Source organism: Rhizobium sp. AAP43, assembly GCF_001296045.1.
Classification (GTDB): domain Bacteria; phylum Pseudomonadota; class Alphaproteobacteria; order Rhizobiales; family Rhizobiaceae; genus Allorhizobium.
Genome location: NZ_LJHS01000035.1, coordinates 91365 through 105003, shown reverse-complemented (window position 1 = coordinate 105003; position 13639 = coordinate 91365). Strand labels below are relative to the sequence as shown.

At 59.5% G+C, this 13639-nt stretch carries 13 protein-coding genes and 1 other RNA gene; 8 read left to right on the top strand and 6 right to left on the bottom strand.

The annotated features are described in order from the left end of the window. Positions 1-27 precede the first annotated feature (27 nt). The 3 genes from IP76_RS17495 to IP76_RS17485 all read right to left on the bottom strand — a co-directional run bounded on the left by IP76_RS17495 (position 28) and on the right by IP76_RS17485 (position 2851). Complete coding sequence (locus tag IP76_RS17495) at positions 28-807, bottom strand: GH25 family lysozyme (protein WP_054159522.1); 780 nt, start codon at positions 805-807, stop codon at positions 28-30. A 131-nt stretch (positions 808-938) separates the two neighbouring features. Beyond that, the gene (locus IP76_RS17490) at positions 939-1592 is read right to left on the bottom strand and encodes a methyltransferase domain-containing protein (RefSeq protein ID WP_245281494.1); all 654 of its coding nucleotides are present in this window, start codon (positions 1590-1592) and stop codon (positions 939-941) included. A gap of 8 nt (positions 1593-1600) precedes the next feature. Next, positions 1601-2851: a DUF3419 family protein gene (locus IP76_RS17485; protein ID WP_054159520.1), complete on the bottom strand. Its 1251-nt coding sequence runs from the start codon at positions 2849-2851 to the stop codon at positions 1601-1603. Positions 2852-3063: 212 nt separating this feature from the next. On the opposite strand from IP76_RS17485, the gene IP76_RS17480 reads away from it, so the two are divergent. Continuing rightward, positions 3064-4425, top strand: coding sequence for a serine hydrolase (locus tag IP76_RS17480; protein ID WP_054159519.1), 1362 nt, complete (start codon positions 3064-3066; stop codon positions 4423-4425). Between the two features lie 22 nt (positions 4426-4447). Here the strand turns inward: IP76_RS17480 and IP76_RS17475 are convergent, their stop codons facing one another. The 3 genes from IP76_RS17475 to IP76_RS17465 all read right to left on the bottom strand — a co-directional run bounded on the left by IP76_RS17475 (position 4448) and on the right by IP76_RS17465 (position 7395). After that, a complete protein-coding gene (locus IP76_RS17475) occupies positions 4448-5365 on the bottom strand; it encodes a lytic transglycosylase domain-containing protein (protein ID WP_054159518.1) in 918 nt (305 codons plus the stop codon). A 133-nt stretch (positions 5366-5498) separates the two neighbouring features. Continuing rightward, complete coding sequence (locus IP76_RS17470; protein WP_054159517.1) at positions 5499-6134, bottom strand: LysE family translocator; 636 nt, start codon at positions 6132-6134, stop codon at positions 5499-5501. 46 nt (positions 6135-6180) lie between these two features. Further along, positions 6181-7395, bottom strand: coding sequence for a pyrophosphate--fructose-6-phosphate 1-phosphotransferase (locus tag IP76_RS17465; protein WP_054159516.1), 1215 nt, complete (start codon positions 7393-7395; stop codon positions 6181-6183). Between the two features lie 351 nt (positions 7396-7746). Here IP76_RS17465 and IP76_RS17460 point away from each other — a divergent pair, with 351 nt between their 5' ends. The 7 genes from IP76_RS17460 (at position 7747) to rsmH (ending at position 13638) form a co-directional block, all read left to right on the top strand. Then, positions 7747-8484, top strand: a complete 738-nt coding sequence (locus IP76_RS17460; protein ID WP_054159515.1) for a DnaJ family molecular chaperone — start codon at positions 7747-7749, stop codon at positions 8482-8484. Continuing rightward, positions 8481-9242, top strand: a complete 762-nt coding sequence (locus IP76_RS17455) for an N-acetylmuramoyl-L-alanine amidase (protein WP_054159514.1) — start codon at positions 8481-8483, stop codon at positions 9240-9242. Before IP76_RS17460 ends, IP76_RS17455 begins: the two co-directional genes overlap by 4 nt. A 234-nt stretch (positions 9243-9476) precedes the next feature. Continuing rightward, on the top strand, positions 9477-10001 hold the full coding sequence (locus IP76_RS17450) for a lytic transglycosylase domain-containing protein (RefSeq protein ID WP_054159513.1): 525 nt from the start codon (positions 9477-9479) through the stop codon (positions 9999-10001). Between the two features lie 83 nt (positions 10002-10084). Continuing rightward, positions 10085-11275: an FAD-binding oxidoreductase gene (locus IP76_RS17445; protein ID WP_054159512.1), complete on the top strand. Its 1191-nt coding sequence runs from the start codon at positions 10085-10087 to the stop codon at positions 11273-11275. 75 nt (positions 11276-11350) lie between these two features. Next, positions 11351-11749, top strand: an RNA gene (gene rnpB / locus IP76_RS17600) — RNase P RNA component class A. A 405-nt stretch (positions 11750-12154) separates the two neighbouring features. After that, on the top strand, positions 12155-12595 hold the full coding sequence (mraZ, locus tag IP76_RS17440) for a division/cell wall cluster transcriptional repressor MraZ (protein ID WP_245281493.1): 441 nt from the start codon (positions 12155-12157) through the stop codon (positions 12593-12595). A gap of 17 nt (positions 12596-12612) precedes the next feature. Then, positions 12613-13638 carry a 16S rRNA (cytosine(1402)-N(4))-methyltransferase RsmH gene (gene rsmH / locus IP76_RS17435; protein WP_054159510.1) on the top strand — a complete coding sequence of 342 codons (1026 nt, stop codon included), beginning with the start codon at positions 12613-12615 and terminating at the stop codon, positions 13636-13638. Position 13639: the final 1 nt, after the last annotated feature.

Here is a 13639-nt window from a genome sequence, read left to right as displayed (position 1 = left end):
TGGGGCGTCACTAGGGCTTGTTTTCGGTCATTTCGAGACCGCTGCCACCCAGGCGTTCCAGTTTTTCTGTGTTCCAGAAAAGACATTGATGTCCGTGGGCACGTCGATGCCTGGAACCACACCGGTCGAGGTGTATTGCCAGAAAGCCCAGTTGCGGGCGGGGTAGATTTCAGATGGATGCTGCGATACGGCGCGAACCCAGAAGAGATGGTTCTGGAAATGGCCCTCGAGGTTTTCCCGGTGGAAGTCGACCGTGGTGTAGATCAGAGGCCGCTTGCCGTAATGGGCCTCGATTCTGTCCATGAAACGCTGCATCTCCTGGCGCACGACCGGCGGTTCGGGTCTGAAACGACAGGTTTTGGATGTCGGGTTCCATTCTGCGTCGAGGACGGGTGGAAGCATGACCGCATCCTTCGGGACATTGGCGATAAACCAATCTGCCTGGATGTCGGCGGGTGTGCAGAAATAGAAGAAGTGATAGGGCGCGTAGTGAACGCCTGCAGCGCGTGCGCCGCGCCAGTACTCGTGGAAGCGGGCGTCGAGCCTGTCACCACCTTCTGTTGCCTTCATAAAGGCGAAGGATACGCCGGATTTGCGCACGGATGCCCAGTCGACATCGCCGTTCCACTTCGACAGATCGATGCCGTGGACATCATGCCGGTGTGGGGTGCGTCCGGCAAAGTCCTGGGGATCGGTATCCTGGAAACGAGGTGGATGGCCGACACCATCCATCATGTCGGATGCGCCCGATGTGCAGCCGGCGGCGGCAAGGCACAGGCAAAGCGTCAGGGCATCGAGCCACCGCATGTTTCAATCGACCCCTTGCCACGCCTAACCGACTGGTTCAGCCGCATCTTGAATGCGTGAATCGGTCGTTACCCCATATTTGTCTGATCATGGCCAATTTCGGCGTGCTTGCCAATCGTCGTAGGGCAGGATCAACGACGGATGACGAGGTGCCAGGCATAGCCGCGCAAGATCGGCTCGAAGGTCACGATCGAACCCGTCTCTGCGGCCAGTCGCTCGGCCTCGATGTTCAAGTCTGGGCGTGGGGTCACATGAAAGCGATGAAGCCAGCCATGCAGCAGGCGGCGGAACCACGGGGCGAGGTTCTCCTGCTGGCCGAAATCGACGATATGGAGAGAGCCTCCCGGCGCAAGTGCGCCGAAGGCAGTATGAAGCGCTGCCTGCCAGTCGGGAATCATCGACAACGCGTAGGAAATCATGATCCTGTCGAAGCCTTGCTCGCCGAAGGCCGAAGCGTCGAAATCGGTGGCGTCGGCCACGACGAGAACGGGCGCTGTCGCTGCGTCGGTGAATTTGGCGCGGGCCGAGTTCAGCATTTCGGTCGAGATGTCCAGGCCGAACAGTCTGGCCGTCGGATGGTGGCGGCGGGCCAGCACGAGGTTGCGGCCTGTCCCGCAACCAATCTCCAGCAAGGTGCCGCTTGGGGGGACGTCCAGCCCGGCGATCATGCGATCCCGTCCAATCAGGTAGTATTTGCGTGTGAGATCGTAGATGTGCCGCTGATAGCGATACATCCGGTCCATGCGTTCGGCGTGATCGGGGAGGGCGGCTTCGACACTTTGCATCGGGGCGCTCATCCCTCGCGCTTTTCATAGATGTGGAAACCGCCATAGATCGCGGAGCGATCCTGGGTGTTTAGGGCTGCCGAGCGGTCGCCGTCATAGGTCCAGCGGTCGAGCAGTGATGCGGGGAGCCTGCCGTCCAGAACGCTGCATTCGGCTGCGGTGCGGAAGATCACGCGGGCGCCGGGAGCGGCCGTGCGGGTGATCTCGGTCCACAGTGCCGTCAACTGCTGGTCGGTCATCCAGTCCTGCGCGTCGAGGAGGACGACACGGTCCACCGATCCGGCGGGCTTTGCCGCGAGAAGGTCCGTGACGCTTTCATGGTGAACATTCACGCGATCGGCTGAAGCGCGGATCGCCTCGTAGTGCTGCGGCTGGAGATAGGTTGGCAGCACGCCTTCTTCCGGGCGCGGATAGCGGCGCATGAAGGCCTGCCAGGCGAAGTAGTTTTCCCTGAGCGGGAAATGGCAGGCGAGTTTCTCCAACCGGTGGCGCAGGATGGGTGCGATGCTGCCATTGTCGGAAAGGCTTGCGAGTTCATCATATTGCTGCGGTGGGATGCCGAGGCCAAAGAGTGAGCTCTTGCGCGCGGTGATAAAGCGGATCAGCGGCTTGTCGAAGAGCGGTGCGATGCGCGTGTCAAAAAACTGACGCTGGTCGCGCAGGGACCTTGCGGCCGCCATGTCTTCCAACCTGATGCCGTGCAGTTTCGCGATCAAGTGGCCCAGTGCGATGAAGCGCCCGAGCAGGCCAGTGCGATAGATGTTGCGATTGAAGACGCTGACGCGGCGTTTTCCATTCAGACCCCGCTTTTGCCAGTAAGTCCTGGTCGAGGCATCGAGGTAGGGTAGGATGTGCCGCTCATAAAGCTGAATATTGGCGCGATCTTCACTGCCGGACAAAAGCCGGACGACCGAGGCATGATCGGGCAAATGGCGGAATGCTGCGATCTTTAGTTTGTTGAGGGCGATATGGTTGGGATTGAGGTCAACGACGTCTATCGAACCCGGCTGGCGGCTGAGATAGGCGAGCATGTTGCAGCCACCCGAGCCAATGGTGACGATGCGATGCCCCTCCATAAGGTCCATGGCAGCCATGTCTACCTCCGGATCCTCCCAGATCTGGGCATAAACGAGGCCTGAGAACATGAGGCCGAAAAGGCGCTCTGAGAGGCCCTCCGCCGACAGAGGCGCGTGCTGCAGCAGCGCATCCTTCAGTTTCGTGTTCCGGTGGTATCCGGCATCGGGTGCGATCTCTGTCATGGGGCTGCGCCATCCGTTTCGGGTTCGGCGGCTTTAGCCTTTCGCTGCTACAGTTTGATGACGTGGCGGTTTGAGACCTGCGTGGGGTCTCACAAGTTGGGCCGAAGCGATTGATGTGATGGGCGAATCCCAGGAAACGTCAGGACTGCTCTTTCGCTTGTCACAGTTTGCTGTTTGCATAGGTCCTAGTGAACCTGGGAGGCGGTCGAATCATGAAGCGTCGTGTCAAAGCACTTGCTGCAACGGTCTCAGGCCTCGTTTTTATCGGGCTCGGCGCGCTTTGGATGATGCCGCCTGATCTTCTCCGGGTCGGGACTGGCTACGCGGCAAAAATCGTCTGCTCGAATGTCTTCGTTGCGGGTCGCGACGCGGATGACGTGCTTCGCGTCGACGTGCAGGCGCCCGGTCATCCTCTGCTGGGCTATGTTTCCGTCGATGTCGATATCGAGCAAGGTCTGGTGACGGCCTCGATGCCGCTTGGCTGGGCGCGTTCGGTCGCCGTCCATCGTGAGGGCCTTGGATGCGCCAATGTGCCAGATGGCGCGCTGGCTGCGGCGAAAGCGTATTCGGCGCCGGTGGCTGGGGTTCCAGCTGCCGATCCGACCTTGCCCTGGCCTGATGGTGAGCGCGTTAACACCACCGATCTACGCGTAGCCGACGTTCTGTCGGATGAAACATTACTGGGTCCGGGCTACCGCGCAGTCATCGTCATCAAGGACGGGCGGATCATTGGGGAAGCCTATGGCGCGGGGTTCAATGCGGAAACGCCATTGCTCGGGTGGTCGATGACGAAGACGGTGAATGCTGCGCTAGTCGGTATCTTGCAGGGGCAGGGCCGTCTTGATCTCTCCAGCCGCAATTTGTTTGCAAGCTGGACGGACGAAGTGCGGGCGCGCATTACCCTGACGGATCTCCTGGCAATGGAGAGTGGTCTCGATTTCAACGAAGAGTATGGTGACCTCACCGACGTCACGCGTATGCTCTACCTTGAGCCCGACATGGCTGCTTATGTCGAAGGTCTGCCTTCAAGGGCCGAGCCCGGCAGCCGGTTCAATTATTCCTCCGGCGAAAGCGTCCTTATCACCCGCTACTGGATGTCACGCTTCGAGACGCCCCAGGCGGCCCTCGATTTTCCACGTCAGGCGCTTTTCAATCCTCTCGGCATGACCAGCGCCGTCTTGGAGGCGGATGCGGCCGGGACGTTTGTTGGCAGTTCCTATCTCTACGCCACCGCGCGGGACTGGGCGCGTTTCGGTCTGCTGATCGCTCAGCGCGGCGTCTGGAAAGGCGTGCAACTGCTGCCGGCATCATATGTTGACGGGATGTATACGGCTTCGGGGGCGTCGGATGGCGCCTATTCCCGTGTGCAGACCTGGCGACAGGGAGCGGGCGATCTCGGCAACGAGCAGGCGGGGTTAGACCCCGCTACAGTGTGGATGCGAGGTCATGACGGTCAGTCGATTGCAGTGATTGCCTCGCAGGGCCTCGTTGTCGTGCGTCTTGGTCTGACACCCAGCGCTCTCGGCTATCAGCCGCAACCCTTGGCAAAAGCGCTAAGCGCAGCGCTCCAGTAGGCGTTGTAAGGTGCGGACTGCTTCACTGAGTGAGGTGAAGCATGCCCTTTTTCTTGGCGTCGTAATAGTAGCCACGCGAGTACAGGCGCACGGCCTGATCATGGTCGGTATCTGCGACGAGCCAGGCGCCCTTCAGATACTTGACGGCATACTTGATATTGGTTTCGGCGTCGAAAAGCCCGTCTGCAGAGCCATTATATCCCATGGCTTTCGCAGTGTTGTACCGGATCTGCATGAGGCCGTAATTGCCCTTGCTGTATGCCGACGGATTGTAACGGCTTTCGCGCTTGACGACTCGGTGCACGAGCTCCTCGGGGACTTCGTAGACCTTCGAATATTTCTTGATCAGCGCATTGAGGCGCGTTGGGCCAATGGTATCTGCCTTTGACTGAGGCTCAAGCTTATCCTCGGTGGAGGGTGCCGATGTATCAAAGGGGTCGCCGAAGCTGGTCAGGGCTGTTACCCGCAGCGGTGCGGCATAGGCGAGAACTGTCGGGGCTGCGGCCGTTGCCGATGCCGTCTGCGGCTGGGCTGCGGGGGCAACGGTTGCCTGAACTGGCGCTGCCGCGGCGGCTATCTGCTGCTGGTCGGTCGTTGGTGTCGAAGCGACCATATCGAGCGCTTGCGACGCAGGGGTCTGAGGCGTCGCAGCAAGCGCTGATTCCTTCAGCATCGGGACTGGTGCTGCCGTATCCGTGCCCGGAATGATCGGGGCAGGCTGAGTGTCTGCGACAGCGACGGCTTTTGCTGTGGTGGCAGCGCCGCTTGTCGCTGCTTCCGCAGCGTTTGCTGCCTGCATTTCCAGAGAGTTAGGATTGGAAATCGGTTTGGCCGCAAGATCAGCCTTCACGCTGTCGTCGATACCGGTGCAGCCGGTCAGTACGACCAGAAGGGAGGCTGCACAACCATAGGCGACGCCGCGGTCCAATTTGAGGATCATACCATCATCCGTTTTATTTCTTCGACGTCCCCGACGGAGCAAATCACCCATCGTTTCCTTTGGATTTATTAGTCTATGCCTGCCAATGCGGCAAGCGTTGGGCCAAATCTGGCTGCGGCGCCGGTTTTATGGTTCAAGCTGCGATCTTGCGATAGCCGGCCGTCACAGATCGCGCAGCGATCAGCACCGTTCCGCGCGAGCGGTCGACGACACGCCGAGCACGATGTTTTCTAAGGAAATTCCGCACTTCGTCTGCGCCCATCGCGTAGGCAGTGGCGATGAGCATGGACAGGCCGCCCAAGATCGCCACCATGGTCAGGGCCTCCTGAGCCAGGGGAGCGGAGAGCGTCAGGAATTGCGGCAGGAATGCGGCAAGAAGGGCAATCGTTCGCAGGTTCAGGCCCGTTGCGGCGAAACAATGCACCATGACATTCAGCGGCTTTTCTACCGGCAGGTTGTCATTGTCGGCGATCGGACGGTTTCCGCCCGGCGCGCGCCACAGACGCAAGGCTGATATCACCAGGAAACCCAGACCTGCACCCTTCACCACAGAAAACAGGAGGGGGGAGACCAATGAAAGGGCGATCAGTCCCGCAAGCAGAATGCCCGCCGCTGCCATGTAGCCCAGCGCAACGCCTGTGACCGTGGCAAAGGCCGATCGCCGCCCATGCCCCAAGGCATAGGCCGCGACCTCGATCATGCCCCGCTCCGGGATCGCCAGCAATACGATCGAGGCGGCGGTGAACCCTGTCCAGAATTCCATGCTCATTGTCAGCACTCCTCCTCAAAGAGGAAGCCAGTTTTCTCGGCCCAGGTCAATTGATCGGGCGATAGTTCTGGCCGAGATAATCCATCACTTCTGCGAACCACGGCGTAGAGAGGTCGAATGGCTTGCCGCCACGAATGCGCGGAAACTCGATCGTGCGCAGTCGTCCGCCGTGATCCTCGTCATGGCCGGTTACGCCTGAAACGCCGCCCAATCCACTTTCGACCGCAAGGTCCACCATGCTCTGGATCAGGCGTAGATCCTCGTAGTTGGCTGGCGCCGAGCGCGCATAGTAGCCCGACTTCTGAACCATAGAGCGCTCGGCATCGAGCAGCTTGGCAAAATGCTTTTGGAACCAGCTGCCCACATTGATCGTATCGAGCTTCACGTGGCCGAAGGCGTCGCGGCTGACGACGTCACCTGCAGCTTCGCGCTCCTTGACGATCTCATCCATGCAAGCGCCTTCGGAGACGAAGAGGGTGACATAGCCCGTGCGGTCCATGATGTCCTTCAGGCGGGTCGCTTCGGCATCCAGGTCAAAATGCGTTTCCGGCAGGTAGAGACCGTCAATGTTCTTGAGTTCGGCGTTCATCATGAAGCCGTCAATATACTCATTCCCCTTGGTGCGCTGGATGTAGGCGCGGGCCGTGGCTGCGGTAAGCCAGCCGCAATGGCGCCCCATGACCTCGTGGATGACGAGCGTGCGCGGTGCGGCACTCTGTTCGTTAGAGACGTGGTCAAAGAAGCGTGCGCCGACTTCAGCGGCCGTCCAGGCGCCAAGGGTCTGGCGAATCGGGTAAACGTCGTTGTCGACGGTCTTTGGCAGACCGACCACCGTCAGATCGTAGCCATTTGCGCCGAGATAAGCTGCAAGATCTGCCGCCGTCGTGTTGGTGTCGTCGCCGCCAATCGTGTGCAGGATGGTTACGCCATCAGCCGCCAGACGTTCGGCCGCAACTTGAAGCGGAGTTTCGCCTTCATTGACCAGGCCGCGCTTGATGCAGTCGGCGACATTGGTGAGCTTGACGCGGCTGTTGCCGATCGGTGAGCCACCATAGCGATGCAGGACATGCGCCTTCTGGCGCATCTCCTTGGTGATCTCGATCTTGTAGTCCATCAAAAGGCCGCGGAAGCCGGACTTGTAGGCAATGATCTCGGTTTCAGGCGAAATATCCGTGTAGCGCTCGATCAGTCCGGCAACTGCGGACGAGAGGCAGGGAGCGAGGCCGCCTGCGGTCAATAGTGCAACTTTCTGCTTGGCCATCGGACCTCCTCGGGAATGTGCGTGCGGTGTTCGTGCCTTTGTTCCGGCGGTCCATGGATGCGATACCGGCGGCTGGCTGTAAAGTCGAAAAACGCTTTTAAATCCGTCTTTTATCGATCGGTTCGACGTTCCGGCCAATCTAATCGATTCAATCCATGCGCAGCTGTGGGATGGAATTGTGGAAAAGCGAAACGACAGCCTCGACGGCATTCAATGACCGAGACGCAACCACAAGGGATAGGCCGATATCGGTCGCTCTTTCATCAAAACTGACCGGAGATGAAGAAAGTTTAATCTCCGTTTGTTCCCGTTTCGCTTGCTTTTAGCCGAGATTTTTGATCATTCTCGACCATGATTTTTGATTTCGCCTGCGAGCAGATTTCCTCATTCTTCGAACGCTTGCTAGGCGCCGTCGGGGATGCTGCCGGTAACGCCATCTCCAATATTGTCGAAGCCGTTCGGACCATGTTCGAAGGCGATCCTGAGACACGTCGTCGGGTGTCCTTTTCGGTGGCCATCATTGCGCTGTCCGCCAAGATGGCGAAAGCCGACGGCATCGTGTCCGATGCCGAAGTCCAGGCCTTCCGCAAAGTCTTCGATTTTCCGCCGGAGGAGGCGCGCAACGTTGCCCGCCTTTACAATCTGGCCCGGCAGGACGTGGCTGGTTTCGAGACCTATGCGCGTAACCTCGCCAATATGTGCCGGACCTGCGATCAGTATTGCCCTGTGCTTGAGGACATCATTGACGCGCTGTTCCACATCGCCAAGGCTGATGGGCTTGTGCACGAGAAGGAACTGGACTTCCTGGCGCGGATCGCAGAGATCTTCGGTCTTTCGGAGGAGCGGTTCGAGCAGATCACCGAGCGGCATATCCGCCTCGACGGGGACCCTTATGGCGTGCTCGGCGTTACCCCTTCCGACGATTTTGCCACGATCCGCCGCCGTTACAGGGCACTTGCGGCCGAGCATCATCCCGACCGCCTTTATGCTCGCGGCGTGCCGTCCGAGTTTCATGCCGTGGCCCATCACCGCATGGCGCGGCTGAATGCGGCCTTCTCCGCGATCGAGAAGGCGCGCCGCGCGGCATGACGGGTTTTTCGGCCGATTTCAGCGGAGCGGAGATCTGCGCCTCGCCGAATTTTGGCGAGCGGGTTGGGGTTTCGTTCCCCGACATACTCCTCCTGCACTATACGGGAATGCCATCGGCTGATGGCGCTCAGGCTTGGCTGTGCAATCCGGAAAGCCAGGTATCGAGTCACTACCTCGTGCATGAGGATGGCCGGATCGTCCAGATGGTGGCAGAGAGCCACCGGGCCTGGCATGCAGGCAAGAGTAACTGGGGCGGTGAGAGCGACATCAATTCCCGCTCGATTGGCATTGAAATTGCAAATCCCGGCCATCCCGGTGGCCTGCCACCGTATCCCGAAGCGCAAATATCAGCGCTGATCGAATTGTGTCGCGATTGTGTCGAGCGGCATGGGATCCCGGCAGAACGGGTGCTCGCACATTCTGATGTGGCCCCTGTTCGCAAGGTTGATCCGGGTGAAAACTTCCCCTGGGGGACCCTGTATCGCGGGGGCGTCGGACACTGGGTCGATCCAACCCCTATCGGCGGTGGCCGGTACTTCCAGCGTGGCGATGAAGGGCAACCGGTCGAGGCGCTACAATCGATGTTGTCCATCTATGGTTACGGCATTGAGATATCAGGGCATTACTGCGAGAAGACTGAGGGTGTGGTCGCAGCGTTCCAGCGCCATTTCCGTCCGGCCCGCGTTGATGGTGTGGCAGACAGTTCGACGATCGAGACGCTGCATCGACTTCTGTCGAAGCTTCCGCGTTTTTCGTGAGGCTTGACCGGCCGACTTACGTGTCCCGACAGCTCATTTGCTGCGGTGCCACACGAATTCCTTATTAAGCAGCTTTAAGTATGTCGCTGAAACAGCGACCGCCGCCCATGAAGGGCGGAGCGCCAATATCAACATAAAGAGCCAATCGACCGCCCTCTACGAGAAGGGCGAAGGCTATTGCATGCGTATAGGCATGCGTCGATCCGCTCTTTGTTCCGGAGACTAACCTTTCCCATGATGAAACGACTTGTTGCTGCTGCGGCATGCACTGCATTTCTATTGACTCATGCTCAGATGGCGCTGGCAGATACGGGTGAAAAACGCTTCAAGAAACCCTTGAAGTCGATTGAGCGTGATGCGGGATTCTCAATGAAGCCCGCTGCTGCGCGGAGCCCTTACGGGGCGATCATTTCCAAATATGCAAAGGCCTACGGTGTTCCGGTCGATCTCGCACATGCGGTGGTCCGGATTGAAAGCAATTTCAATCCCAAGGCGCGAGGCAGTGCGGACGAGGTCGGTCTCATGCAGATCAAGCCGGCAACTGCGCGCGCCATGGGTTATCGCGGCAAGGTCAAGGGTCTGTATGATCCGGAGACCAATATTCGCTACGGGATGAAGTATTTGTCGATGGCGCATGAACTTGGCGGTGGCGAAACCTGCGGGACCATCCTCCGTTACAATGCAGGCCATGGCGCCAAGCGGATGAATCCGGTCTCCAAGCGATATTGCGGGAAAGTCATTGCTCTGATCGGCGGTTGAGAACTCTGTGATCTCGGCCGGTTTCGAATGGATCTGTCGGCGCAGCATGCTATCAACCTGCTCGGAACGAAAAGGGTGAGAGTATGGTGACGCACTTCAAAACCATCGTCATCGGCCGAGGCATGATGGGAGCGGCGGCCGCCCGCTATCTTTCGCTGAAAGGTGAGGGGGTTGCCGTCATCGGGCCCGACGAGCCGTCGGACTGGAGCTCTCATCCGGGTGTCTTCGCAAGCCACTATGACGAGGCCCGAATTACCCGCACGATCGATTCTGATCCGGTCTGGGCGCTGATGGCCAATCGCTCCATCGCCCGCTACGGCGATCTCGCCCGCGAGAGTGGCGTGGATTTCTACCAAGAGGTCGGATGCCTGATTGTCGGGCCGGCGCGGGGCGGGGCTGATCCCTATATTGCGCAGATCGAGGCTGCGGCCCGCGGACTTGACGTCCCGGTCGAGATGTTCGGATCTGCGGATCTCCGACAGCGCTTCACTTACTTCGACTTTGGCGTCGATTGCGAAGGCGTCTACGAATCCCGGAGCGCCGGCTACATCAATCCGCGCCGTCTGGTCGAGGCGCAGTCGCGGCTCGCCGAGCGGGCAGGGGCTGCGATGATTCGGCAGACTGCGCTCTCTGTCCGCGAAGAAGGGCATCGTGCTGTCGTCTCGACGGATGACGGACGCCAATATAGCGCCGACCGCATTCTCGTGGCGGCTGGTGGCTTCTCGATTGCCGAGCATCTTCTGCCGCGGCCGCTGGATCTCAAGGTCTATGGTCGCACCGTTGCCTTCTTCGAAATTGCTGACCACATTCTCCCTGATTATCAGGGCATGCCATCGCTCATCCACCAGCCCGACGATCCGTTGGATCACATCTACCTTCTGCCGCCTGTGCGCTATCCCGATGGCAAGACCTATCTCAAGATCGGCGGAGACCCGGATGACCTGTTGCTCGGAACGGAACCTGAGATCAGGGCCTGGTTCCGCAGCGGCGGGCGGGTGTCAACCCGGAACCATCTGCAGCGAATTATCCGGGGGCTCGTGCCCAGTCTTGCGGATGCGCCGCTTTCCATGGCGGCCTGCGTCACTTCTTTTACGCCCGCAAATTATCCGGCCATCGGTTTTGCCAGCGAACGAATCGCCGTCCTGACCGGCGGCTGCGGTGCTGCGGCGAAAAGTTCGGACGAGATCGGTCGACTCGGGGCGGAGCTCGTAATGCATGGTCGGATCGATGACCCGGCCTATGGGGACTGCTTCACCCCAGTGTTCAAGACTTAAGCCTGTCTGGGGCTCAGTAGGCGGGCCTTGCGTTTTCAGTGGCTTTCGTCGAGCGGGTCGGCTATGGACCGGCTGCCAGTCGGCCGGGCAGCCGCGCTTTACCAATGCCGAAAGGCGGTAAGGGGAGGAAAGTCCGGGCTCCACGGAAACACGGTGCCGGATAACGTCCGGCGAGGGCGACCTCAGGGAAAGTGCCGCAGAAAGTAAACCGCCCCGCTTGCGGGGTAAGGGTGAAAGGGTGGGGTAAGAGCCCACCGCGTCGCTGGTGACAGGGATGGCAAGGTAAACCCCACCGGGAGCAAGACCGAATAGGGATGACGCGGGCCGCACTCCGGTGTGGCCACAGCCTGTTTCCGGGCCAGTCATCCGGGTGGGTTGCGTGAGGCAGCGTGTAAACGCTGTCCCAGATGAATGGCTGCCACGTTCCGGGAAACCGGAGCCATACAGAACCCGGCTTACAGGCCGACTGGCAATTTTACCTCTGTCATGTCACTGCGGCGACAGAGGCTCCGCACAATTTCTCAAGGCTTTGGTTTCATTGGTGGAACGCAAGGGCAGTCCTTGCGGAGGGCTTCCGCACGTCGTGGCTAATCCGCGAATGGAAACAGGCATTTCTAACGATTTGTTAAGCTTAATCGTCTATTCATTCTTGAATCCCGAAAGGGGTCTGCTGGTCCCAATCCCATTGACGCCCATAGTGTCCCATGGTATCCCATTTTCATGCCGTAACGGAGTTCTTTGTTGCTCCGTCCGATCGTAGAGCGGGCCCAATCAGTCGAGTTTTCGGCTGCTGCTTTCCGGTCGGTTGTGCGGTTGGCGTATCAATGAGTATCCGGAGGCCGATCAGCTGGCCTTCGTCCAATGGGGAGTCGGATTCCAGTGGCGGGCCGCTTCCTGTCCAATGCGACAAACAGGATCGATGCGAAGGGGCGTGTTTCCGTCCCTGCGGCATTTCGTGCCGTGCTTTCGCAGCAGGGAATTCAGGAGCTTTATTGTCTCCAGGATTTCGTCTATCCGGCCATCAATATCGGCGGTCCGGATCTGCTCGATCGCTACGAGCGCAGAATGGCGGCAGAAGATCCATTCGCGTTGGAGGCGAACGAGATGTCGCTGCTTCTCCATGGCGGCGGCGTCTATATGCGCCTCGATGCCGAGGGGCGGTTGCCGGTGACGGAGTTTATCCGGGATTTCACGGGGATTTCCTCGGAGGTCTGCTTCGTCGGGCGGTCGGACCATTTTCAGCTGTGGCAGCCACAGGCGTTTCACGAGGCGCAGGCGAAAGCCAGGGAAATGGTCAGGCAGAGAGGTTTGAAGAACTAGAGAAACGGGGATACGGAATGGCGGCGAATCTTGGCGAAGGTGCTCCCGATGCCAATGGCGGACCGGTTCGCCACATTCCGGTTCTCTTGCATGAGGTGGTTGCGGCGCTGGAGCCTGCCAGCGGAAAGGTCATCCTTGATGGAACCTTTGGTGCGGGCGGCTACAGTGCGGCAATCCTCGATGCGGGTGCGTCCGTCATCGCGATTGACCGCGATCCGACGGCGATTGCTGGCGGGCAGTCGATGGTCAAAGCCTATATGGGCCGTCTTGATCTCAGACATTCCCGGTTCTCCGAACTGGCAGCTCAAGCGCCAGAGACCGGTCTTGACGGCGTTGTTCTCGATATCGGCGTTTCTTCCATGCAGATCGACGAGGCCGATCGTGGCTTCTCGTTCCAGCGCAACGGACCGCTCGACATGCGGATGTCAGCGAGCGGTGTATCGGCCGCCGATGTTGTCAATCGCGCCAAAGTTTCCGATCTGATCCGCATTTTCGGTTTTCTCGGCGAAGAGAAGCACCCGGGTCGTATTGCGCGTGCCATTGAAAAACGGCGTGCGTCCGAGCCGTTTACGACGACCCGCGATCTCGCCAACCTGATTGAGACCGTCAATCCCCGCAAGGCGAAAGACAAGATCCATCCGGCCACGCGTGTCTTCCAGGCGCTGCGTATCTTCGTCAATGACGAACTGGGGGAGCTTGCCCGTGCGCTATTTGCGGCCGAGCAATCTTTGAAGCCCGGCGGGCGTCTCGTCGTCGTCACCTTCCATTCGCTCGAAGACCGCATCGTGAAGAAGTTTTTGACCGAACGGTCCGGCAAGGCGTCAGGTTCGCGCCATCTTCCAATGGTCCAAGCGCGACCAGCGACCTTCGAGCCTGTTGGCAAGGGGATGGTAGCCGCAAGTGACGAAGAGGCAGAGGTCAATCCTCGCGCGCGTTCGGCCAAGTTGCGGGCCGCCATTCGCACCGAAGCACCTGCAGAAAACGCCGACATGTCTATCTTTGACCTGCCGGATCTGACCGCACTCGACAAGATCGGAGGCTAAC